This is a genomic window from Microbacterium sp. LWO13-1.2 (assembly GCF_038397725.1).
Taxonomy (GTDB): Bacteria; Actinomycetota; Actinomycetes; order Actinomycetales; family Microbacteriaceae; genus Microbacterium.
The window spans coordinates 1553622-1576554 of record NZ_CP151634.1; the positions used below are offsets into that span (position 1 = coordinate 1553622).

The 22933-nt window shown below is 68.0% G+C and carries 21 protein-coding genes; 14 read left to right on the forward strand and 7 right to left on the reverse strand.

The window, feature by feature from the left end:
* Positions 1-109 precede the first annotated feature (109 nt).
* From MRBLWO13_RS07315 to MRBLWO13_RS07325, 3 genes are read left to right on the forward strand one after another with little or no spacing between them, the layout of a single operon-like run.
* Positions 110-886: an electron transfer flavoprotein subunit beta/FixA family protein gene (locus MRBLWO13_RS07315; protein WP_341977475.1), complete on the forward strand. Its 777-nt coding sequence runs from the start codon at positions 110-112 to the stop codon at positions 884-886.
* 2 nt (positions 887-888) lie between these two features.
* Positions 889-1860, forward strand: a complete 972-nt coding sequence (locus tag MRBLWO13_RS07320) for an electron transfer flavoprotein subunit alpha/FixB family protein (RefSeq protein WP_341977477.1) — start codon at positions 889-891, stop codon at positions 1858-1860.
* A 2-nt stretch (positions 1861-1862) separates the two neighbouring features.
* Positions 1863-3545 carry a cytochrome b/b6 domain-containing protein gene (locus MRBLWO13_RS07325; RefSeq protein WP_341977479.1) on the forward strand — a complete coding sequence of 561 codons (1683 nt, stop codon included), beginning with the start codon at positions 1863-1865 and terminating at the stop codon, positions 3543-3545.
* Positions 3546-3557: 12 nt separating this feature from the next.
* Here MRBLWO13_RS07325 and MRBLWO13_RS07330 read toward each other — a convergent pair whose 3' ends face one another.
* Positions 3558-4349 (reverse strand): CPBP family intramembrane glutamic endopeptidase, encoded by a 792-nt coding sequence (locus MRBLWO13_RS07330; protein WP_341977481.1) that lies wholly within the window; start codon positions 4347-4349, stop codon positions 3558-3560.
* 199 nt (positions 4350-4548) lie between these two features.
* On the reverse strand, positions 4549-5055 hold the full coding sequence (locus MRBLWO13_RS07335; protein WP_341977483.1) for a GNAT family N-acetyltransferase: 507 nt from the start codon (positions 5053-5055) through the stop codon (positions 4549-4551).
* A 130-nt stretch (positions 5056-5185) separates the two neighbouring features.
* On the opposite strand from MRBLWO13_RS07335, the gene MRBLWO13_RS07340 reads away from it, so the two are divergent.
* Both MRBLWO13_RS07340 and MRBLWO13_RS07345 read left to right on the forward strand, forming a co-directional pair.
* Positions 5186-5746: an acyl-CoA thioesterase gene (locus tag MRBLWO13_RS07340; RefSeq protein ID WP_341977485.1), complete on the forward strand. Its 561-nt coding sequence runs from the start codon at positions 5186-5188 to the stop codon at positions 5744-5746.
* Between the two features lie 31 nt (positions 5747-5777).
* Complete coding sequence (locus MRBLWO13_RS07345; RefSeq protein ID WP_341977487.1) at positions 5778-7250, forward strand: hypothetical protein; 1473 nt, start codon at positions 5778-5780, stop codon at positions 7248-7250.
* 460 nt (positions 7251-7710) lie between these two features.
* On the opposite strand, the gene MRBLWO13_RS07350 is transcribed toward MRBLWO13_RS07345, so the two are convergent.
* Both MRBLWO13_RS07350 and MRBLWO13_RS07355 read right to left on the reverse strand, forming a co-directional pair.
* On the reverse strand, positions 7711-8301 hold the full coding sequence (locus MRBLWO13_RS07350) for a hypothetical protein (RefSeq protein ID WP_341977489.1): 591 nt from the start codon (positions 8299-8301) through the stop codon (positions 7711-7713).
* Positions 8298-8993 carry a hypothetical protein gene (locus MRBLWO13_RS07355; protein ID WP_341977491.1) on the reverse strand — a complete coding sequence of 232 codons (696 nt, stop codon included), beginning with the start codon at positions 8991-8993 and terminating at the stop codon, positions 8298-8300. Before MRBLWO13_RS07355 ends, MRBLWO13_RS07350 begins: the two co-directional genes overlap by 4 nt.
* Before the next feature lie 197 nt (positions 8994-9190).
* Here MRBLWO13_RS07355 and MRBLWO13_RS07360 point away from each other — a divergent pair, with 197 nt between their 5' ends.
* The 9 genes from MRBLWO13_RS07360 (at position 9191) to rocD (ending at position 20882) form a co-directional block, all read left to right on the forward strand.
* Entirely contained in the window at positions 9191-9661 is a 471-nt protein-coding gene (locus MRBLWO13_RS07360) for a hypothetical protein (protein ID WP_341977493.1), read from the forward strand.
* Positions 9662-9871: 210 nt separating this feature from the next.
* On the forward strand, positions 9872-11410 hold the full coding sequence (locus MRBLWO13_RS07365) for a Re/Si-specific NAD(P)(+) transhydrogenase subunit alpha (RefSeq protein ID WP_341977495.1): 1539 nt from the start codon (positions 9872-9874) through the stop codon (positions 11408-11410).
* A complete protein-coding gene (pntB, locus tag MRBLWO13_RS07370; RefSeq protein ID WP_341977497.1) occupies positions 11407-12804 on the forward strand; it encodes a Re/Si-specific NAD(P)(+) transhydrogenase subunit beta in 1398 nt (465 codons plus the stop codon). Before MRBLWO13_RS07365 ends, pntB begins: the two co-directional genes overlap by 4 nt.
* A gap of 260 nt (positions 12805-13064) precedes the next feature.
* Positions 13065-16715 (forward strand): bifunctional proline dehydrogenase/L-glutamate gamma-semialdehyde dehydrogenase, encoded by a 3651-nt coding sequence (locus tag MRBLWO13_RS07375; protein WP_341977499.1) that lies wholly within the window; start codon positions 13065-13067, stop codon positions 16713-16715.
* A gap of 145 nt (positions 16716-16860) precedes the next feature.
* Entirely contained in the window at positions 16861-17325 is a 465-nt protein-coding gene (locus MRBLWO13_RS07380) for a hypothetical protein (protein WP_341977501.1), read from the forward strand.
* Positions 17325-17555, forward strand: coding sequence for a helix-turn-helix transcriptional regulator (locus tag MRBLWO13_RS07385; protein ID WP_341977503.1), 231 nt, complete (start codon positions 17325-17327; stop codon positions 17553-17555). The genes MRBLWO13_RS07380 and MRBLWO13_RS07385 overlap by 1 nt, the downstream gene beginning before the upstream one ends.
* Position 17556: 1 nt before the next feature.
* Positions 17557-18567: an NAD(P)-dependent alcohol dehydrogenase gene (locus MRBLWO13_RS07390; protein WP_341977505.1), complete on the forward strand. Its 1011-nt coding sequence runs from the start codon at positions 17557-17559 to the stop codon at positions 18565-18567.
* Between the two features lie 225 nt (positions 18568-18792).
* Positions 18793-19671 carry a dimethylargininase gene (ddaH, locus tag MRBLWO13_RS07395; RefSeq protein ID WP_341977507.1) on the forward strand — a complete coding sequence of 293 codons (879 nt, stop codon included), beginning with the start codon at positions 18793-18795 and terminating at the stop codon, positions 19669-19671.
* The gene (rocD, locus tag MRBLWO13_RS07400; protein ID WP_341977509.1) at positions 19668-20882 is read left to right on the forward strand and encodes an ornithine--oxo-acid transaminase; all 1215 of its coding nucleotides are present in this window, start codon (positions 19668-19670) and stop codon (positions 20880-20882) included. Before ddaH ends, rocD begins: the two co-directional genes overlap by 4 nt.
* A 16-nt stretch (positions 20883-20898) precedes the next feature.
* On the opposite strand, the gene MRBLWO13_RS07405 is transcribed toward rocD, so the two are convergent.
* The 3 genes from MRBLWO13_RS07405 to MRBLWO13_RS07415 are packed head-to-tail and all read right to left on the reverse strand — an operon-like array spanning position 20899 to position 22927.
* Positions 20899-21099: a hypothetical protein gene (locus MRBLWO13_RS07405; protein ID WP_341977512.1), complete on the reverse strand. Its 201-nt coding sequence runs from the start codon at positions 21097-21099 to the stop codon at positions 20899-20901.
* 56 nt (positions 21100-21155) lie between these two features.
* On the reverse strand, positions 21156-22481 hold the full coding sequence (locus tag MRBLWO13_RS07410; RefSeq protein ID WP_341978317.1) for an MFS transporter: 1326 nt from the start codon (positions 22479-22481) through the stop codon (positions 21156-21158).
* Between the two features lie 5 nt (positions 22482-22486).
* Complete coding sequence (locus tag MRBLWO13_RS07415; protein WP_341977514.1) at positions 22487-22927, reverse strand: MarR family transcriptional regulator; 441 nt, start codon at positions 22925-22927, stop codon at positions 22487-22489.
* Positions 22928-22933 lie beyond the last annotated feature (6 nt).

Below are 22933 nucleotides of genomic sequence, written 5' to 3' on the forward strand. Positions count from 1 at the left end.
GGCCATCCTGCAGGGCGCGGCCGGGAGCGACCAGCCGTGACGCTCAGTAGCATGGCAAGTGAAACTGAGTATCACGGTCTAGAATCGACACAGTCGTGAGGAGCAATCGATGAAGATCTTCGTCCTGGTCAAAGAGGTGCCGGACACCTATGGCGATCGCAAGCTGAATCTCGAGACGGGACTCGCCGAGCGGTCCGCAGGTGACGTGGTGTTGGACGAGATCACCGAGCGCGCTCTCGAGGTCGCGCTGAGCTATGCCGACAAGAATCCGGACGCCGAGGTCGTGGCACTCTCGATGGCGCCGGAATCGTCGACGGCTTCGGTGCGCAGGGCCCTTGCGATCGGCGCGGCATCTGCGGTGCACATCGCCGACGAACAGCTCGCGGGAGCCGACCTCGGACTCACCGCCGAGGTGCTGGCCGCGGCGATCCGCCGAGGCGGGGCCGACCTGGTCATCACCGGCAATCTCTCCACCGACGGCTCCGGGGGAGTCATCCCGGCGATGCTGGCCGAGCACCTCGGATTCGCGCAGGCGACCGCGCTCAACGCCGTGGAGATCAGCGCGGACAGCATCTCCGGTACGCGGGCGGCGGATGCCGGCGCGCAACCGGTCTCCGCTCAGCTGCCAGCGGTCATCTCGGTGACGGAGGCGCTTCCGGACGCGCGGTTCCCCAACTTCAAGGGCATCATGGCGGCCAAGAAGAAGCCCCTGGAGGTGCTCTCGCTGGCCGACCTCGAGGTGTCGGCAGATCCGGCGGCGGCACCCCGCACGATCATGACCGCGATCGCCGAGAAGCCGCCCCGTGCGGCCGGCGTGAAGATCACCGATGAGGGCGATGCCGGCAACCAGCTGGTGGAGTACCTCGTGCAGAACAGGTTGGTGTGACGATGAGCTACCCCGAGAACTCGATCCTCGTCCTGGTGGACGTCGACCCGGCAGGGAATGCGGCGTCGAGCACCGCCGCGCTGATCGGTGCGGCTGCGGCGGTCGGCTCACCGGTGGCGCTCGTGGTGGGCGGCGCACAGGCGGCCGTCGACGCGGCGGCCGCTGCGGGAGCATCCGTCGTACTCACCGCGCAGGGCGATGACGCCGCCCTCACTGTTCCGATCGTCGACGCACTGCAGGCGGCCGCTGAAAAGGTGCGCCCGGATGCCGTGCTCATCTCGAACTCGATCACCGGGCGTGATGTCGCCGGGCGCTTCGCCGTCCGCACGAAGAGTGCCCTCTCGGTGGACGCGATCGGCGTCTCCCGCGACGAAGAAGGCATCGTCGCGCATCACTCGGTCTACGGCGGCGCGTATCTCGTCGACTCGGCGCCGACATACGGCGCAGCCGTGATCACGGTTCGTCAGGGTGCCGTCGATGCGCGGGCCGAAGCTGTCGCCGCCCCCGTCGTCGAAGCGCTCGAGGTCGCACCGTCCGGCGCGATCGCGGCCAAGGCCGGAGCCGTCGAAGCCGTCGAGGTCGCGTCCTCCCGGCCCGATCTGCGCGGTGCGACCCGGGTCGTGTCCGGAGGGCGCGGACTCGCCTCCAAGGAGAAGTTCGTGCTCGTCGAAGAGCTGGCCGATGCGCTCGGTGCGGCCGTCGGCGCCTCGCGTGCGGCGGTCGACGCCGGATACATCCCGCAGTCGCACCAGGTCGGACAGACCGGCGTCTCGGTGTCGCCGCAGCTCTATGTCGCTCTGGGCATCTCCGGCGCGATCCAGCACCGCGCCGGCATGCAGACGTCGAAGACGATCGTGGCGATCAACAAGGATGCGGAGGCGCCGATCTTCGACGTCGCCGACTTCGGCATCGTCGGCGATCTGTTCACGATCGTTCCCCAGATCATCGCCGCGCTCGAGGCGCGGAAGAAGTAGACATGGCGACGCGGATGCTGCGGCGGGGACTGCCCCGCGTGATCGGCGGCGAGCCGTGGCCGCCCGCGGATGCCGTCGCCGAGGTCGCCGCCGAGGCTGTGGTCGAGGCCGCGGAGGCGTCTTCCCCGGTCGTTGAGCGAGCGGAGCGAGACGAAACGCAGCACGGTTCCGAGTCTCCGGTCGGAGATGAGCGTTTCGTCTCGGTCGCTCCGCTCCCTCGCTCAACGACCGAGAGCAACGCGGTGGCCCCGCTCCGCCGCGGCCTTCCCCGTGTCGTCGGTGGCGAGCCATGGCCGCCCGCCGATGCGGTCGCGACAGCGACTCCCGATTCGCTGTCGCCGCGTGCAGCGGAGCGCGATTCCACGCTTCAGCCCGCGCCGAACGCCGGAGAGGCGCGTGCCGACTCGCCTGCGGCTCGCTCAACGACCGGGAGTGCGCCTGCGGCGCACTCGACGGCCGGTGGCGGGAATGCAGTCCGCGCGGCAGCATCCAGCGCCGCGGACGATGGCGGAATTCCTGTCCGGCGCGGACTCCCGCGTGCGGTCGGGGGAGACCCGTGGCCGCCCGCCGGGACGGTTCCTCTCGCCGCAGCGACGGTGAGCGAGATCGACGAGGCCGCGTACGAAGGCGTCGAGTCGCCGGTCGTCGTCGCTGAAGAGCGAGCGCCCGAGCAGAAGGCGGTCTCGCCGATCGTCACCGCCGGCGAACTGGCGCCGATCCCGTTCACGCGCACGGTGTGGCACGGCAGCGCTCCGCGGCATGCTCCTACTCCGGCATCCGATCGCCGTCGCCCGACCTGGACGCAAGCAATCGCGGGTCTGCTGGGAGCCGCCGCCCTCGGCATCCTCGCCGGCGCTGCCGTCGCATTCGTGCGTGCGCTGCTGAGCATGCCGTTCATGCAGGACTTCCTCGCGGCGTTCCCCGGCGAATACGACCCCGCCATCGAGGTCGCCCCCGGCTTCGCGCCCTGGATCGGCTGGCAGCACTTCTTCAACATGTTCCTGATCGTGCTGATCATCCGCTCCGGCCTGCGCGTGCGCACCGAGAAGCGTCCGACCGTGTTCTGGGCTCCCCGTGGCAGTACCAACGGCAAGGGCAAGATCAGCCTCACCCTGTGGTTCCACCAGGCGCTGGACATCCTCTGGCTCGTGAACGGCGTGACCTTCGTCGTGCTGATCTTCGTCACCGGGCACTGGGTGCGCATCGTGCCGACCAGCTGGGAGGTGCTGCCGAACGCTCTGTCCGCAGCGCTGCAGTACGTCTCCTTCAACTGGCCGACCGAACACGGCTGGGTGAACTACAACAGCCTGCAGCAGCTCGCCTACTTCACCACCGTCTTCCTCGCCGCGCCGCTGGCCGCTGCCACCGGGTTCCGGATGTCGGGGATGTGGCCGAAGAAGGCGGAGCGCCTGTCGAAGGCGTACCCGGTCGAATGGGCGCGCGCCGTGCACTTCCCCGTGATGCTGTACTTCGTCGCGTTCATCATCGGGCACGTGGCGCTGGTGTTCCTCACCGGCTTCCTGCGCAACCTGAACCACATGTTCGCGTCGTCGGATGCCGTCGGCTGGACCGGGTTCTGGGTGTTCACGGCATCCGTCGTCGTGATCATCGTCGCCTGGATCGCCGCCCGGCCCCTGGTGCTCGCACCGATCGCCAAGCTCTTCGGCAACGTCTCCGGCCGCTGAGCCCCCGAGGGGCTACGCCTTGCGGGGGCGCATCAACCACGCGGCGGCGGCGAGCGTGAGCACCCAGCCGATCACCTCGATGAGCAGGTGATCCGTCGCGTTGGGGACGGACTGCAGCAGGTACACCCGGATGCTGTTGATCGCCCCGTGCGCCAGCACCGCAGGCCAGACGCTGCCCGATCGCCAGCGCAGGGCGAGCAGGAGCGGCGCCCACGGCAGCATGCCCGCGAAGTAGATGACGATGTCCCAGAGCGGTCGATCGCCGATCACTGCGAGCACGGGCAGGTGCCAGACGATCCAGACCAGACCGCTGACCAGAGCCAGCGGCCAGAAACCCCACGACGCGGCGCGCGTCGCCAGCCAGCCGCGCCAGCCGAACTCCTCGCCGATGGCGAAGACGGACTGCATGAGGAGGACCGGAACGACCCACATGGTCGCCGCGGCGATCTGGTCGAGCGGGTTCAACTCCCAGATGCCCAATGCCAGTGCAACGGCGGTCTGGATCGCGGCGATCGCCGCGATGAGGCCGATACCGATACCGATCCACCGAGGCGTGCCGCGCCACCCGGTGGCGAACGTCTCTCGGAACGTCCCTGGTCGCCGGGCGAGCCACATGATGATCCCTGCGAGCAGAGGGGTCAGCTGCAGGAGCGGCGTGATCAGGTTGTTGAAGTCCGTGGGGACGAGTCGGAAGACCATCGGAACCGACAGCGAGAAGCACAGGAGGATGGCGATCGCGAAGAACCACGTGACATCGGTGACCGTCGATCGGGCAGAGCGGGCGAGCGGGGGAGACGCAACCATGGTGACCTCGGTTCGTGTGAGGAGCGGACGCGCGGACTCTGCGCGTCTAGGACTCTAGGCGAGCGCTCATACCCGCAGGAACGCGGGAAACCCGAAGCCTGACTCGGGGTATCCGGAATCCTCACGGCTCCTGGCGCACACGCAGAAACGGCTTCCCCGCGCGAGCGGGGAAGCCGTTTCTCAGGAGTCGCGAACGCGCTCAGCGCACGAAGCGGACCTCGGTGAGCGTCTCGCCGAGGAAGGGCTCGGTGTGCGAAGCGCCGTCGAGCGTGAATCCGTTGCGCGTGTAGAAGCGGTGCGCGCGGGGGTTGTCCTCCGCGACCCAGAGGTACAGCGACTCGTCGTCGGCGGCAGCGGACTCGAACAGGCGCTGGCCGATTCCCGTACCGTGCCAGGCGTCGAGCAGGTAGATGAAGTACAGCTCCCGGAAGGCCGGGGCGTCCTTGTCGCGGGCGGGGCCGGAGCCGGCGAAACCGACGATCTCACCGTCGACGAGCGCAGCGCTCATCCGGAAATCCTCGCCCTGTGCGGCCCAGTGCGTCCAGAGCTCCGCCATGCGGCGCGGAGACACCTTCTCGAGGGCGGCCTTGCTGATCAGGTGGTCGTAGGTCTCGTGCCAGCACTGGGCGTGCACGCGACCGAGGGCTTCCGCATCGACATCACGGACCGGACGGACGATGACTTCGGAGTGGGCTTCGGCGCTCATGCCGCGACTCTACGCGCGGCTCCCGCGAACAGGAAATCGAGCAGATGCCATCCAAGACGCACGCGCACCGGATGGAGGGTTCGCACAACGATGTTCGCGAAACGTGCACCGATGGCTACGATCGATCCTCGTGAACGTGATCTGGCGCACTCTCCTGGTGATCCTCGGCGCTCGTCGCCGCGTGCGGCGGGGGCAGACCCTCGACCCGACGGCGGTGGGGAGCATCCGAGCGACGACGCTCCCCTCCGATATCGACATCCTCCGCCACATGAACAACGGCAGGTATCTGTCGCTGTTCGATCTCGGGCGCTGGGACCAGTTGATCCGCACCGGGCTGTTCGATGCGATGAAGAAGCAGGGCTGGTATGCGGTGGTCTCCAGCGAGACGATCACCTTCCGCAAGTCGCTGGAACTGTGGCAGCGATTCGAGATCCAGTCCCGGTTCATCGGGCACGACGAGAAGGCGCTGTTCATGGAGCACCGCGCGGTCGTCGACGGCGAGATCTACGCGCGTGCGATCGTGCGGGCGCGGATGCTTCGGCGCACCGGCGGCACCGTGAGCAACGAGGAGCTCTTCGCGGCCGTCGGCAAGCCGGAGGGCGTGCCCGAGATCGACGAATGGGTGCACGACTGGGCGGCGGCATCTGCCCTGCCGCCGGTGCGGAAGACGGCGCCGAGCGTCTGGAACTGACTCCGTCCGCCCGGCGCGGTAATGTCGGGTCGTGCTGGATATCCTGACGACGACGGGCCGGGTGCTGTGGCGGCACTGGCCGGCGATGATTGCGTGGTATCTGGCGGGCATCCTTGTGCACTACGTCGTAGTCCAGACGGCCGGATCGATCGGCGCCTACTCGGCCACGGTCGGCCTGCTCGTGCTGCCGATCGCGATCCTGGCGCGCTTGATCAGCCTGGTCGCGATGTTCCTCGTACTGCGCGACGGTTTACGCAATCTGCAGGAGGTAGCGCCCCTTCCGGAGTCGTCGGTCGAACGTCGTCGCACCTTCCTCTCCGCGCTGCTCGCCGGCATCCTCCCCTTCTTCGCGGTGTACTGGGCGCAGGGGCTGTTGCGGGAAGACATCAACGCCTATTCGGCGCGGGCACTCTATGTGCGCGACGGGCTCGGGTGGCAGGCGGTGGTGGACGGAACGGGACCTCTGCCCCAGGGCGACGCGGTGACTGATCTGCCTTTGAGTGGATGGACGGTCGCCATCATCGTGTTGGCGTTCGCCGGTCGCTGGGCGTGGTCGAAATGGTCAGCGCGCCTGAGCCGCTGGTTCTCACCGGTCGCGGTGTACTTCGAAGTCGTCTGGGTGTTCTTCTCGGTGATCCTTCTCGGTGATCTCTTCGACACCGTGAAGAGCTGGGTCGACACACGCGTGGCGATGGCGGTTCTTGAAGACGTCCGTGAAGGCATCCTCAACGCGGTCGCACCGCTGCGCTGGCTCTGGGAGGCGATCGGTTGGGTTCTCACCGAGGTCGGGCCGGTGCTGCTCGCTCCGCTCGCGTGGCTCACGATCGCCGGAGTGGTGTTCGGACAGGCGATCGTCGCCGAGAAGCTGCGCGTCGAAAACGACCTCGCTTCTCGGGTTCGCGAACATGTGAAGGCGATTCCGAATCCCGTCGCGCGACGACTGAAAGACCTCGGGGACGAACTCGGAGCACGGTTCCGACCGCTCTGGCGCGCTGTCGTGCTGATGTGGCGTGCTGGCCCGGTACTGGTCGCTTCGTATGCATTCCTATACGTGGCGGTGAAGGCATTGGAGTCCTACCTGCAGCTGGGACTCACGCGTGTGATCGGTGCGCAGGACTTCGTGTTCTGGTCGATCGCCATACCGGTGGTTTCGCTCGTGCCGCTGCTATTCACGGAGCCTCTGAGGATCGCCCTCGTCGCCGGCGCTTACGACGCGACTCTCGCACGACTGCGTAAACGCACCGATCGTGCGGACTCCGGATCGGTGTCCGTCGAAGAGCAGGAGATGCGCGCGGTAGCGGATGCTGCCGGGCTGCTGCCTGTCTCCGCCGACGCCGTGGCCGCTTCGATCGTCTCTGCGCCGAGACCTGATGAGGTCGGCGGTCAGGGGTCGATCGAGAATCTGAGGAACGATCCGCCTGAAAGCTCACCGGGTGAACGGATCTCGACCCAGAACGGACCGTCGACGTCATCGGGCAACACGAACGGCGCGATGAGCTCGTAATCCCCGGTATCGGCGGTCGTGCAGTACTCGGGTTCGTCGATGTTCGACGGAAGTCCGATCTCGCTGCGGGCCGGCCTCCACTCGTGGCCGGTCGCCTGCTGGACCAGTACCACCTGGCACGAGACACCGGTCGTGCCGGTGTGAACCGGAATCGCTGCGGCGATCAAACGGGCGTCCGAGGGTACGTCGAGTCCGCTCAGATCTTCGATCAGACCGCTGCGAATTGGGCCGAATGTGGCTCCGATGAACTCGGCGTCGCTCTTCTTCTCCACGAGAATCGGCTTGTATGGGAGCATGCCGTAGCCGTAGTGCTCATACCAGCCTTGCCATCCGATTGTCACTGCGGTCGAAGGGGCGAGCAGGGCGAGCGCCACGAGCGCCAGAGCGTTACGCCTCCACCACGACGGGCGGACAGCGGGCTCCGCGGGAGTGTTGCGCGGGGCGATCGGCTCGGGGATGCTCATCGTGCCCATCCGTTCTCCTGCAACGGCACCTCAGCCTCGACCGGGGTGGCATCGAGATCGATCATCAACTCGATGACGCCGTCCAAGGGTACGGTTCCGTCGTCAGCGGTCAGCAGACCCAGCCGGAGAGTCGCTGTGCCCCTCAACGCATCCGCGGGGAGTTCGAAGGCCAGGCTTCCGGACTGCGGTACGCCGGTCATGAGCTGATGCCGTGCGAAGGTGGTGCCGCGATCGGTAGGTGCGAAGGTGCGCTCGCCGATGAACAGATTCGCGTGGTTGAGGAGCGAGGGTTTCTGTACCGATGCTGCTTCGAGGTCGACCACGAGCCACGTACCGTCCGCCGACCAGCCTTCGGAACTCGTCACGCGTCGAGCTGCATGCACGTCGGTGATGGTGACGACGAGGTTGCGGGCCGACGCTTGTTCGCCGATCGTGGCCACTGTCGGGAAAGGTGCGAGTGAGGAGCCCTCGGGGAGAGTCACCTTCACCAGGAACCAGGCACCGGCGAGTAGCAGGAGAGTGAGCGCCCAGCGCGCGACGTGTCCGCTGAGGCGAGGACGGGGCGCGGTCTTCTGGAGGTCCGTCATTGCACATCCTTCGCCGAGACGGACGCGGTGACCGTGGCGCCGACACGGAGGTCGTCCCAGTAGTCGACGCCCCTCCACACGTTCTGGCCAACGTGATGGGTCGAGTCAGGGAGGGTGACGGTCACGTGGTCGTCGTCCGCGAGCTCTCCGCGTTCGACGATCCAGGAGAGCAGAAGCCGCGCTTGCACATCCGGTTGGAGCACGACGTTGAAAGTTCCGTCGGCGGCCAGGCTGACCTCCGGGGGGATATCGAATCCGCTGACCCGGACGTGATCCAGTAGACCGTCATTGCTGATGCTCGATGACCGGCGTGGCTTGTCGAAGGTGCTCAGGACATCGATGGTGACGACCAGCACCTTCTCGCCCTTCTCCTCATCGGGGAACACGGCTGCGTTGCCGTTGTTGTCCCAGAGCTCCACGCCGACGACAGTGAACTCGAAGTCCGAACCCTTGAACGTGTCGCCGACGGCGACCTCGGGGACCGGATCAGCGGGCGCGGTCGCGAGGCCGCCGAAGGCCGCGGTCGTCGCGAGGAGGACGGCCCCGGCTCCGGTGATCAGCCACGACGTCGGCACGAGGTCGATGGTGCGGCGTGCCCAGCCGAGCACCTTCGCCCGTGCGCTGGCGTTCGATGCCGACGTAGTGGTGGCATCGGCAGGATGCGCCGTTCCCTCCGGCCGTGTCGTGTTCACGGCACCAGCTTAGAGCTGCCGAGCTCTGGGTCTCCGCGTGCGGCAAGCCACCTGATCCTCGGCGCTCGTCATGGAGCGATCGTGGATCGCCGTATCAGATGACACGCGCGTTGTATGTCCCCCGAAGGTCCTACATACAGGCGAATAGCAGCAACGTAGCGTCGTGAAAGTCGCTCGCGACAGAAAGGAATTGCTTCATGGAAATGACTAAGAAGTGCACGATGATGGTAGGCGCTGCCGCAGTGTTGGTGATGCTGGTGGGTGGAAACAGCCCCGCGCTCGCGGCGTCGAATGAGACGTCAGCTGCGGGGGACAAATCTCCCACAATCAGTCGAGTCGTCGCCGGTATTCCGGTCGATATTGGGGTTCTCGAAGCGGCCAGGAGCGAGATTCTGAGAAGTGCAGCGGGAATCAAGGGGACCGCAAGACCCACCGACCACACGGTGAGACTCATCAACAATGCTGCATCCGAGATGCAGCAAGTCGGTAACTACCTTGGCGGAACGAGTGCCTCGGCCTTGCTGAGAGCCGAGCAGGACATGCGCAATGCGTTCGCGCGCGGAGATGCCACTGAGGGGTACAACATCATGATCCGGGTCGCCAACGCGTTGCAGGCGGCGATCAACAGCTACGCGAGGGGCGATCGCGAAGGTGTGAGGTGGTCTTGATGGTGTGACAACCTCAGCCTCCCAGGGCGCCCCGTTGAAGGCTTCGGCGGGGCGCCCTGTCGTTCATCCGCTTTCCTCAAGAACCTCGAATCTTCACGCGTCATACGCCCGCCGACGGGCGGTGGGCGGCCCCTGCGTCAGTAGTCTGAGCGGGAACATTCGGGGATCGTCCCGGGAGCCCGTCGATGCGGACGGGCGGAGGAGGTTGCAATGGCAGTCATCGGAATCGTGCGGGAACCGGGAGGCGAGTCTCGAGTCTCGGCCACGCCCGCGACCGTCGGCTCGCTTCGGAAGCTGGGCTACGAAGTCGTTGTGGAACGCGGAGCCGGCACCGCTGCGTCGTACCCCGATGAGGAGTTCGCGGCCGCGGGTGCGGAGCTCGTCGATCGCGCAAGTGCCTGGGGGAGCGAGATCGTGCTCGCGATCACCGCACCGGATGCCGAGGCGATCGGTCTTCTCTCCGATGACGCGACGATCATCGCCCTGCTCTCGCCTGCGCTGCGTCCCGATCTGGTCGAGGCGCTCGCGCAGCGCGGCATCACTGCGGTCGCTCTCGACGCGGTGCCGCGCATCTCGCGGGCGCAGTCGATGGACGTGCTGAGTTCGATGGCGAACATCACCGGATACCGAGCGGTCGTCGAAGCCGCGCACGAGTTCGGCCGCTTCTTCACCGGACAGGTCACCGCGGCGGGCAAGGTGCCGCCGGCGAAGGTTCTCGTCGCGGGTGCCGGCGTCGCCGGCCTCGCCGCGATCGGCGCGGCCAGCAGCCTCGGCGCGATCGTCCGCGCCACCGATCCGCGCCCCGAGGTCGCCGACCAGGTCTCATCGATCGGCGGCGAGTACCTGCCGGTCGACGTGGCCGTCGCGGCGTCGACCGATGGCTATGCGAAGGCCACCAGCGAGGACTACGACCGTCGCGCCGCGGAGATATACACCGAACAGGCATCCGAGGTCGACATCATCATCACGACCGCTCTCATCCCCGGGCGGACGGCGCCGCGGCTGATCACGGCATCCGACGTCGCCCGGATGACACCGGGCAGCGTCATCGTCGATATGGCGGCAGGGCAGGGCGGCAACGTCGAGGGATCCGTCGCCGGCCAGCGCATCGTCACCGACAATGGCGTCATCATCCTCGGCTACACCGACCTGGCCTCGCGCCTCGCGACCCAGGCCTCGCAGCTCTACGGTACGAACGTCGCCAATCTCGTCGCCCTGCTGACGCCGGCGAAGGACGGGCAGCTGACCATCGACTTCGACGACGTCGTGCAGCGCTCGGTCACCGTCGTCCGCGACGGCGAGGTCACCTGGCCGCCACCACCCGTGCAGGTCGCGGCGGCACCGGCCGCCGTCGCCCAGGCCGCCACCGCCGAGATCGCCGCGCCCACGAAGATGTCGGCGGGGAGCAAAGTCCTGCTCATCGCGCTCGGAATCGCCGCGCTCTTCGCTGTCAACGCGTTCGCTCCCGCGCCGCTGCCCCAGCACTTCACCGTGCTCATGCTGTCGGTCGTCGTCGGCTTCTATGTCATCGGCAAGGTGCACCACGCCCTGCACACGCCGCTGATGTCGGTGACGAATGCGATCTCCGGCGTCATCGTCGTCGGTGCGATGCTGCAAGTCACGTCCGCCAATCCGGTCGTGCAGGTGCTCGCGGCGATCGCGGTTCTGCTCGCGAGCATCAACATCTTCGGAGGCTTCGCCGTGACCCGCCGAATGCTCGCGATGTTCACGAAGGGCGGCCAGAAATGACCGTCGACGCCCTCGCCGGGGCCGCCTACATCGTCGCGGCCCTCCTCTTCATCCTCAGCCTGGCCGGGCTCTCCCGGCACGAGTCCGCACGATCCGGCGTGATCTACGGCATCACCGGAATGACGATCGCTCTGCTCGCAACTCTCGCGCTCACGATCGCGGATGCCTGGACCACGGGCGCCGTCATCGGACTCGTGCTGCTGCTCGTCGCCCTCACGATCGGTGCGGCCATCGGGCTGTGGCGTGCGCGCGTGGTCGCGATGACCGGGATGCCCGAGCTCATCGCGCTCCTGCACAGCTTCGTCGGCCTGGCCGCTGTCCTCGTCGGCTGGAACGGCCACCTGGCGCACCCGGAGGTCGCGCCGCAGCTCGTCGGCATTCACAACGCCGAGGTCTTCATCGGCATCTTCATCGGCGGGGTGACCTTCACCGGGTCGATCGTCGCCTATCTGAAGCTCTCCGCGAAGATCTCGTCGAAGCCGCTCATGCTGCCGGGCAAGAACGCGCTGAACATCGGCGCTCTGGTCGCCTTCGTCGCACTCACCGTCTGGTTCGTGAACGATCAGCAGCTGTGGTTGCTGATCGCGGTGACCGTGCTGTCGTTCGCCCTCGGCTGGCACCTGGTCGCATCGATCGGCGGCGGCGACATGCCGGTGGTCGTCTCGATGCTGAACAGCTACTCGGGCTGGGCGGCCGCGGCCGCGGGCTTCCTGCTGAACAATGATCTCCTGATCGTCACCGGAGCTCTCGTCGGATCCTCGGGTGCGTACCTCTCCTATGTCATGTGCAAGGCGATGAACCGCTCGTTCCTCTCGGTGATCGCCGGCGGCTTCGGGATCGTCGCGGCGACATCATCGGATGCGGAGTACGGCGAGCACCGAGAGATCACCGCCGAGAGCGCGGCCGAGCTGCTCGCGAGCGCCTCGAGCGTCGTGATCACGCCGGGCTACGGGATGGCTGTCGCGCAGGCGCAGTATCCCGTCGCCGACCTGGTGCGCCGTTTGCGTGAGCGCGGCGTCGATGTGCGCTTCGGCATCCATCCCGTCGCCGGTCGCCTGCCCGGGCACATGAACGTGCTGCTCGCCGAGGCGAAGGTGCCGTACGACATCGTGCTGAGCATGGACGAGATCAACGACGACTTCGCAGCGACGTCGGTGGTGCTCGTCATCGGCGCGAACGACACCGTGAACCCGGCCGCCGCCGAGGATCCGGGCAGCCCGATCGCCGGGATGCCGGTGCTGCACGTCTGGGAGGCCGAGAACGTCATCGTGTTCAAGCGTTCGATGGCCGCCGGCTACGCGGGCGTGCAGAACCCGCTGTTCTTCCGGGACAACGCCTCGATGCTGTTCGGCGACGCGAAGGAGCGGGTGGAGGACATCATCCAGGCCCTGTGACACGGGCGCGGTGGCGCTACCCCACTCTGCCGAAGCATGACCGAGAGGTGGCGCAGATGGTCGCGTCGAGGACCTTGAAGCGACCATATTCGACCCCTCCTCGCTGAAACTCGACCGAGAGGTGGCGCAGATGGTCGCGTCGAGGACCTTGAAGCGACCATGTGCGACCCCTGCGGCTCATGAGTCAGGACCTCGTGGCTCACGGTATCCACGGGCGCGGTGCCGACGGCCGGAACGGCCGCAGACCTAGGGTGGAGAGCATGGCTGAGCCGTCGTCAACTCCGTCGGATGCCGCGGCATCCGCTCCTCTCGCCGAGCGGGCGGTCCAGCTCGCCCGCCGGTGGGTGATCGAGGCGGGAGCCGCCGAGGTCGACCCTGCCGCCGAGCGTTTGGCGGGCGTGCTGCAGGACGTCAACGGACTGCCCTTCACCCTCGGTTTCGTCGACGGCGTGATGAGGCCGGAGAGTCTCGGTGCCGCTGCGGCCCAGCTGCACCGGATCGCTCCGATCGTGCCCGAATTCCTGCCCTGGTACGTGCGCGGTGCCGTGCGGCTCGGCGGCGGCGTCGCGCAGATCCTGCCCACCCCGGTGGTGCCGATCGCGCGGAGGGTGCTCCGGGACATGGTCGGGCATCTCGTCGTCGACGCCCGTCCGGCGAAGCTCGGACCGGCGATCGAGAAGATCCGTGAGTCGGGCGCGAAGCTCAACCTCAACCTGCTCGGCGAGGCCGTGCTCGGCGAAGCCGAGGCGAAGCGCCGGCTCGACGGCATCCATGACCTCATCCGCCGACCCGATGTCGACTACGTGTCCGTGAAGGTCTCCGCGATCATCAGCCACATCTCGATGTGGGCGTTCGACGAGGTCGTCGACGCCGTGGGGGAGCGGCTGCTGCCGCTGTACCTCACGGCTGCCTCCGATGGCACGTTCATCAACCTCGACATGGAGGAGTACCGCGATCTCGACCTCACCATCGCGGTGTTCACCCGCATCCTCGAGGATCCCCGGCTGCGCGGACTCGAGGCCGGCATCGTGCTGCAGGCGTATCTTCCTGACGCCCTTCCTGCGCTGCAGGAGCTGACGGCGTGGGCGCGAGACCGGGTCGAGCACGGCGGAGCCGCCATCAAGGTGCGTCTGGTGAAGGGCGCGAACCTCGCCATGGAGCGGGTCGAGGCACGCATGCACGGGTGGACGCCGGCGACCTACGACACCAAGCTCGACACCGATGCGAACTACCTGCGCTGCCTGGATTGGGCGCTCACGCCGGAGAACACCGCGGCGGTGCGACTGGGGATCGCCGGCCACAATCTGTTCGGCATCGCCTACGCGTGGCTGCTGGCCGGCGAGCGCGGAGTCCGCGAGCGCATCGAGTTCGAGATGCTGCTCGGCATGGCGCAGGGGCAGGTGCAGGCCGTGTCGCGCGAGGTCGGCCCGGTGCTGCTCTACGTGCCGGTGGTCAAGCCCGCCGAGTTCGATGTGGCCATCAGCTATCTGGTGCGGCGCCTCGAGGAGAACGCCTCGTCGGCGAACTTCCTCTCCGCGGCCTTCCGGCTCGATGAGGACGAGAGTCTGTTCGTCCGGGAGCAGGACCGGTTCCTCGACGCGCTCGACCGCTCGACCGACCCGACGCTGCGCACCGGCCCGCGGCGCACCCAGAACCGCCTCGCCCCGGTGCACGAATCGGTGCGCCAGGCTCCGGCGATGCCGGCCGAGGAGACGAATCTCACCCAGGCCGTGCTCGGGATCTCTCGCGGATCCGACGAGGAGGCCTTCCTCGAGACGGCGGTCTACTCGGCGCACGAGATCGCGGCAGACGCCGGTGGTGCTCCCGGCTTCGTCAACACTCCGGACAGCGACGCGGCGCTCCCCGCCAGCCGGGACTGGGCGCGTCTCGTGCGAGAGCGGATCTCGGCATCCACGGCCGGAAAGCTGAGCGTGGAGCGCGCGAGGATCACGGCGTCCGACGCCCTCGACCAGACCGTGACGCGCGTGCGGGATTCCGCTGCCGGCTGGGGTGCGCGCCCGGCCGCCCAGCGCGCGGAAGTGCTGCTGCGCGCCGCTGCGGCGCTGGAGGCGCGCCGCGGTGAACTGATCGAGGTGGCCGCCTCCGAGACCGGCAAGGTGTTCGCCGAGGCCGACGTCGAAGTCAGCGAGGCCATCGATTTCGCCCGCTATTACGCGGCAAGGGCGCGGGAGCTGGATGCCGTCGCCGGTGCCGCATTCGTGCCGGCCAAGGTGACCGTGGTGACGCCGCCCTGGAACTTCCCCCTCGCCATCCCGGCCGGCGGGGTGCTCGCCGCGCTCGCCGCCGGTTCCGGCGTCGTGTTCAAGCCGGCGCATCAGGCCCGCCGCTGCGCCGCCGTTCTCGCCGAGGCACTCTGGGAGGCGGGAGTACCGCGCGATGTGCTCGCACTCGTCGACCTTGCCGAGCGGGAACTGGGGCGCGAGCTCATCGCGCATCCTGACGTCGATCGCGTCATCCTCACCGGTGCCTGGGAGACGGCAGCGCTGTTCCGTTCCTGGCGCCCGGACCTGCCGCTGCTCGCCGAGACCAGTGGCAAGAACGCGATGATCATCACGCCGTCTGCCGACCTCGATCTCGCCGCGGCCGACCTCGTGCGCAGCGCTTTCGGGCATGCAGGGCAGAAATGCTCGGCGGCGTCGCTGGCGATCCTGGTCGGACCGGTCGGTCGGTCCAAGCGGTTCGCACGTCAGCTCGGCGACGCCGCGCGCTCACTGCATGTCGGCTGGCCCACCGACCCGCTCGCCGAGGTCGGGCCGGTGATCGAGAAGCCGCAGGGCAAGCTCGCCTGGGCTCTCTCCGAGCTCGAAGGCGATGAGCAGTGGCTCATGAAGCCGGCGCTCGCCGACGGCGATGCGAGTGGACGGCTGTGGAGTCCCGGCATCCGCGTCGGAGTGCAACCCGGATCGCGTTTTCACCTGGAGGAGTTCTTCGGACCGGTGCTCGGCATCATGCATGCACCGACGCTCGCGAAGGCGGTCGAGCTGCAGAACGCCGTCGCCTTCGGCCTCACCGCGGGTCTGCACACGCAGGATCCTGATGAGCTCGACTTCTGGTTGGACCGCGTGCAAGCCGGCAACCTCTACGTGAACCGCGGGATCACGGGTGCCATCGTTCAGCGCCAGCCGTTCGGCGGCTGGAAGCGCTCCGCCGTCGGGCCGGGGGCGAAGGCCGGCGGGCCGAACTACCTGTTCGGGCTCGGGTCGTGGCGCTCGAACTCCGGCGGAGCGGCATCCAGCACCCTGCATCTGCGCGGACTCGACTCCCGGATCACCACGCTCATCGAGTCCGCACAGCCCTCCCTCGATTTCGAGGCCTTCGAGTGGTTGCGTCGTGCAGCGCTGTCGGACGCGCTGGCCTGGGATCGAGAGTTCGGGCGGGTCCGAGACGTGTCGCGCCTCGAGGTGGAGCGCAATCTGTTCCGCTATCGCCCCGTGCCGGTCGCGATCAGGGCGACGGCGGATGCCGAGTGGCAAGAGGTGCTGCGCGTCGTCATCGCGGCCGTGCGCGCCGGCGCCGGATTCGTGCTGTCCACCCCGGTCGGCCTGCCCGCCCCGGTGCGGCATGCCCTCGGTGAGCTCCAGGCCGTCGTGTTCATGGAGAGCGATGAGCAATGGGTGGAGCGGATGCGGCGACCCGTCGTCGACGAGAATGAGTTCGAGCCTGCGCCTCGCCCCGATCGGGCGCGGCTCGTCGGCTCGCGGGAATCGGTCGCTGCGCTGCACCGGATGCTGGCCTCGGCGGTCGAGGGCGACCCCGACCTCGCGGTCTACGCCGGAGAGGTGACCTCGGCCGGCCGGATCGAGCTGCTGCCGTTCGTGCGCGAGCAGTCGATCTCGATCACCGCGCATCGCTACGGCAACCCCGATCCCTGGAGCGCCGGCGTCATCTGATGTCGGTTTGGCATTCTCGGCCGTTCAAAGAGCGCAAACGGCTCGATAATCGGCGAAGAAGGAGCCGTTTGCGCTCTTTGAACGAATCGCGCGCTCACGCGGTGTAAAGAATTCTTGACATGAGTCGACGGCGAAGCGTACGCTCATGTCAAGAATCTTTTACATCGGAGGCGTCATGGTCTATGAAGAGCGCAATGCGTGGGCGGGGCTCGTCGTCGGAGTCATCTCAATGGCGGTCTACGTCTGGCTCGTGCTTCAGCAGGCCGCCGGCGGTCCGCTCACGGCGGTCGACTGGCTGCCCCTGATGCTCTGGACGATCGGCGTGAGCATCGCCATCATGATCGTGATCAGCATCATCTCGGGCATCGTCGCCGGTCTCACCGACGACGGCGGTGTCGGCAAGGCCGACGTCCGCGACCGGGACATCAGCCAGATGGGCGGCCGCGTCGAGAAGGCATTCCTCGTGATCGCCGGTCTCGGCGTGATCGCGCTGTGCGCGGTCGGCGCCGACGTGTTCTGGATCGCGAACACGATGTACCTGGGATTCGCGGTGTCCAATCTCGTCGGCGGCATCGCACGGGTCATCGCCTACCGTCGTGGACTCGTGTGATGGTCAAGCCGACACTCGTCTCCAACAGCATCCGCACTCACCGCGAAGAGGCCGGGATGACCCAGGCCGACCTCGCCCGCACGATCGGCGTGACGAGGCAGACGCTCATCGCCATCGAGCAGGGCAGATACTCGCCCACGCTCGAACTCGCCTTCCAGATCGCCCACGCCTTCGCCGTCGGACTCGACGATCTCTTCCAGTATCCGGCGCCTTCCCACACAGAGGACTGACATGACCGACACGATCCCCGACACGATGCCCGTCTGGCGTCGCGACTCCTATGGGGCGGCCGACGGGACCCGCCTCGAACAGACGCCGGTGCCGACGCCCGGTCGCGGCCAGGTGCTGCTGCGCATCAGAGCGACGGCGTTGAACGCCGGGGATGTCCGGCTCATGCTCGGGGATCCGCTCCTCGTCCGGCCGTTCGTCGGTCTGACCCGACCGAAGAATCCGGTGCGCGGAATGGACGTCGCCGGCACCGTCGTCGCCGTCGGCCCCGATGTGGTCGGCGCCGAAGTCGGTGAAGACGTGATCGTCGAACTCCCGGGCGGAGGGGGCCTCGCCGGCTACGCCTGCGTCGCCGCCTCGCGTGTCGTCTCGATGGGGCGCGGGCTCGAGCCGGAATCCGCCGCATGCCTTCCGATCGCCGGAGGCACGGCGTGGCAGGCACTCGACGTGGCGGGCGTCGGGCTGACTGATCGGGCCACCCCGCGCGTGCTGATCATCGGAGCATCGGGCGGAGTCGGCGTCTTCGCCGTGCAGCTCGCCGCGCTCCGCGGCGCAGAGGTCTGGGCCTCCTGCGGCGATCGCAATGCTCCCCTGATCGAGGCTCTCGGTGCCACGCGCACCCTCGATCACCGCACGGAGCCACTGGAGGACCTGCCCGCGGGGCGGTTCGACGCGATCATCGATATCGCGGGCGGAATCCCGCTGAGACAGCTGCAGCGGCTCCTCGCCCCCGGCGGCACAGCGGCGCTGGTCACCGGCGACGGTGGCCATGTGATGGGGCCGGTGCCCCGGATGCTGAAGGCGGCCCTCCTCTCCATCGGGTCGCCGCGCCGCATCCGCTCTGTCGCCGCCGTCAACCGGCCGGAGGTGCTGCGCAAGCTCCTCGCGCTCGCCGCCGAAGGGCGCATCGTCCCCGTCATCGAGCGGGAGTACCCGTTCGCCGAAGCGCCTGCTGCTCTGGCTCACATCGAGGCGGGCCACACCGTCGGCAAGATCGTCGTCCGCGGGGCCTGACCCCCGGTTCGGAGAGCGCAAACGGCTCGATATTCGGCGGGGATGCAGCCGTTTGCGCTCTCTGAACTCAGAAAGCGACGCTCTGGCGTCGCACAGCCGACGGGTGACACAATGGAGACTGGCGTGCCCGGGTCGCATCTTCCCGCGCCGACTCTGACGAGCGGCCGGTCGAAGGACCGCCGGGCCCCTGGACAGCGTCCGCCGCACCCCTTTCGAGGAGCATCCATGTCGACGCCCGAGACCACCGTCACGTCCGCACCCGTGCGCACCGCGCACCACCGCCGCTACCTGATGTGCACGCCCGCACACTTCACCGTCAGCTACACGATCAACCCGTGGATGGAGCCGGCGAAGCCGACCGACACCGCCAAGGCGGTCGCGCAGTGGCAGAAGCTGTACGACCTCTACCTCGAGCTGGGCCACGAGGTCGAGCTCATCGAGCCGCTCGCCGACTACCCCGATATGGTCTACACGGCCAACGGCGGGTTCCTCATCGACGGCCGCGCGTACGTGCCGAAGTTCCGATTCGAGGAGCGCGCCGGTGAGGCACCGGCCTTCGCCGACTGGTTCCGCGGCGCTGGCTACGACACCGTCATCCCAGAAGAGGTCAACGAGGGCGAGGGCGACTTCCTGCTCGTCGGCGACGTGATCCTCGCCGGCACCGGGTTCCGCTCCACTGGCGACAGCCACCGCGAGGTGGGCGAGGTCTTCGGCCGCGAGGTCGTATCGCTCAACCTCGTCGACCCGCGCTTCTACCACCTCGACACCGCCCTCACCGTGCTCGACCCCGTGCAGGGCGTCGAGAACGGCGGCCCCGAGCGCGCCAACATCGCCTACCTGCCCGGCGCCTTCGACGACGCCAGCCGTGCCATCCTCGAGGAGCGCTTCCCGGAGGCGATCCTCGTCTCGGATGAGGACGGCTCCGTGTTCGGTCTCAACTCCGCCAGCGACGGCTACAACGTCATCATCTCGCCGCGGGCGAAGGGGTTCGAAGCGCAGCTCCGCGAGCGCGGGTACAACCCGATCATGATCGACCTCTCCGAGCTGCTGCTCGGCGGCGGCGGCATCAAGTGCTGCACCCTCGAGCTTCGCGGTGCGAAGTGACGGCGGTCGAGGCTGAGACGACCTCCGCCGAGACGGTCGTCGAGCCGCACGTCGCGCACAACTATCACCCGCTGCCGGTCAACATCGCCCGCGGCGAGGGCGCGTGGGTGACGGATGTCGAGGGCAAGCGCTACCTCGATCTTCTCGCCGCCTACTCGGCCGTGAACTTCGGACACCGGCATCCGGCGCTCGTAGCCGCGCTGACCGAGCAGCTCGGCCGGGTCACGCTCACCAGCCGCGCCTTCATGAGCGACCGGCTCGAGCCGTTCGCCGCCGCCCTTGCGGCGCTCTGCGGCAAGGAACTCGTGCTGCCGATGAACACCGGCGCCGAGGCCGTCGAGACCGGCATCAAGGTCGCTCGCGCCTGGGGTTACCGGGTGAAGGGCATCGCCGAAGGCCGTGCGCGCATCATCGTCGCCGCCGGCAACTTCCACGGGCGCACGACGACGATCGTCAGCTTCAGTGACGACGAGCAGGCTCGCGACGACTTCGGGCCGTATACGCCCGGATTCGATGTGGTTCCGTACGGGGATGCGGATGCGCTGGCCGCGGCCATCACAGAAGACACCGCTGCGATCCTCATCGAGCCCATCCAGGGCGAAGGCGGCGTTGTGATCCCGCCGGAGGGCTACCTGCGCCGCATCCGCGAGATCTGCGATGAACGGAATGTGCTGTTCATCGCCGACGAGATCCAGTCCGGACTCGGCCGCGTCGGCGAGACGTTCGCCTGCGACCGCGAAGGCGTCGTTCCCGACCTGTATCTGCTGGGCAAGGCGCTGGGTGGCGGCATCCTTCCGGTCTCCGCCGTCGTCGGCGACAGTGATGTGCTGGGCGTCATCCGCCCCGGTGAGCACGGCTCGACGTTCGGCGGAAACCCGCTGGCCGCTGCCGTCGGTCTGCGCGTCGTCGAGATGCTGGAGTCGGGTGAGTTCCAGGAGCGGGCCCGTGCACTCGGCGCGCACCTCTTCGCCGCTCTCGAACCCCTGATCGGCCACGGTGTCACCACCGTCCGCATCGCTGGACTCTGGGCCGGCGTCGACATCGATCCGGCCAAGGGAACAGGGCGGCAGATCGCCGAGAAGCTGCTCGAGCGCGGCGTGCTCGTCAAGGACACGCACGGTCAGACCATCCGCATCGCGCCGCCCATCGTCATCCGTGCCACCGAGCTCGACTGGGCCGTCGAGCAGCTGCGGCTGGTGCTGGAGGCGTAGCGGACGCGCGCACCACTCAGGCCGGCGAGTCGTCGGGGTCCAGCGACTTCAGAGTGTCGCGCTCCGTCGGGTTGTCGGCCTGCAGCTGATCCTCTGTGACGTCGTCGCCCCCGAGCGGCGCTCCGCGATCATCGCTGGGAGAGCCGTCCTCGTCGACGCGGGAGCGGCCTTCGGCCGGGTCGTCGGAGTAGGGTCTGCGTTCCATGTTCTCGTCCATGGCAGGAGCGTACGTCGAGTCGGGGCGCGCAGCGGAAGGGATTGACAGCGCGCGTTTCAGTCCTTGCGCGGCGTGCGGATCGGCGTCGTCTGGGCGGCGGTGTCGCTGAACTCGACCGGGTCTATCTCGTCGATGATGCTGAGCGGGCGGGTCTCGTCGAGCGTCAGCAGGAAGCGGCTCTCCTCCCGGCGGTGCAGTCGTCCGGATGACAGCACCCACAGGGCGCCGATCAGACAGGCGATGAGACCAGCGGTACCGCCGAGCATGATCGCGGCGCGGGGCCCGAACGCGTCCGCCACCCAACCGGCGATCGGGGCGCCGACCGGGGTCGAGCCCATGATCACGGCCATGTACAGCGCGAGCACCCGGCCGCGCAGCGCCGGATCAGTGCTGATCTGCACGTAGCCGTTCGCGGTCGTCAGCAGCGTGACGATCATGAATCCGGTGAACATCAGGGTGACCGCGTAGGTGGCGTACGAGGGCATGGCGGACGAGACGAACGCCGAGATGCCGAAGCCGCCGGCGGCGAGGATGACGACCCGCACTCTGGCCCGATCACGCCGCGCGGCGAGCAGCGCGCCGAGCAGGGCGCCGATGGCGAGGATCGAGCTCAGTACGCCGTAGCCGTCTGCACCGCTGCCGAACTCCAGCGCCATCGTCGACGCGAAGATCGGGAAGTTCATCCCGAAGGCGCCGATGAGGAACACCATCACGAACACGACGCGCAGGTCGCCGCGTCCCCAGACGTAACGGAAGCCGGCGGCGAGGCCGCCGCGGTTGCGGTTCTTGAGGCGCGGGGCGAGCAGATGCGTGCGCATCATCAGGAGGGCGAGCATCATCGCGAGGAAGGTGGCGGCGTTCACGATGAACACCCATCCTGAGCCGATCGCGACGATGAGCAGTCCGCCGACGGCCGGGCCGATCATGCGCGCCAGATTGAACGATGCCGAGTTGAGGGCGACGGCGTTCGACGTTTCGCCGGTGGAGACCATGTCGGATACGAACGCCTGGCGGGCCGGGGCGTCGAAAGCGTTGGCGACGCCGAATCCGAGGGCAAGACCGAACATCATCGGCAGCGTCATCACGTCGGTGAGCAGCAGGACGCCGGCCGCGACCGCCAGCAGCAGCAGCACGGTCTGGGTGACCAGCAGGATATGGCGGCGGTCGAAGCGGTCGGCGACCCAGCCGGTGAGGCTGACCAGCACCAGGGGAGGGGCGAACTGCAGGGCCATCGTGACGCCCATCGCCGCGGCGTCGTTGTCGGTGAGCTCGGTGAGCACGACCCAGTCCTGGGCGGTCGCCTGCATCCAGCCGCCGATGTTGGAGACCAGGGCGCCGGCGAACCAGATCCGGTAGTTGACGTTGGAGAAGGAGCGGAACATCGCGCTCATCGCTCGGCCACCCTTCGCATCAGTGCGCTGGCTTCGCGGAGGGTCGTCAGCTCCTCGTCGGTGAAGTCGACGTCGTCGAGCATCGCCGCGAGCAGTTCGTCGCGGCGGCGGATGGTCTCGGCGACGATCTCGACGCCGGCATCCGTGATCTCCACCTGCACTCGGCGGCGGTCATCCTCGTCGGGGATGCGCACGACGCAGCCCTGCTCCTCGAGGCCGTTGACGATGCTGCTCATGGACGGGGCCGTCACGTGCTCGCTCACGGCGAGCGCAGAGATGGTGCGGCGGCCGTGGATGCGCAGGCCCGCGAGCACGGCGAGCTGCGTATCGCTCATCGAGTCGGCGGCGCGCGCGGATCGCAGGCGTCGCGCCAGCCGGAACGTGGCCATGCGGAGTTCGGTGGCGGTGAGGGAGAGGGATTCATCAGACGCAGACATTACTTA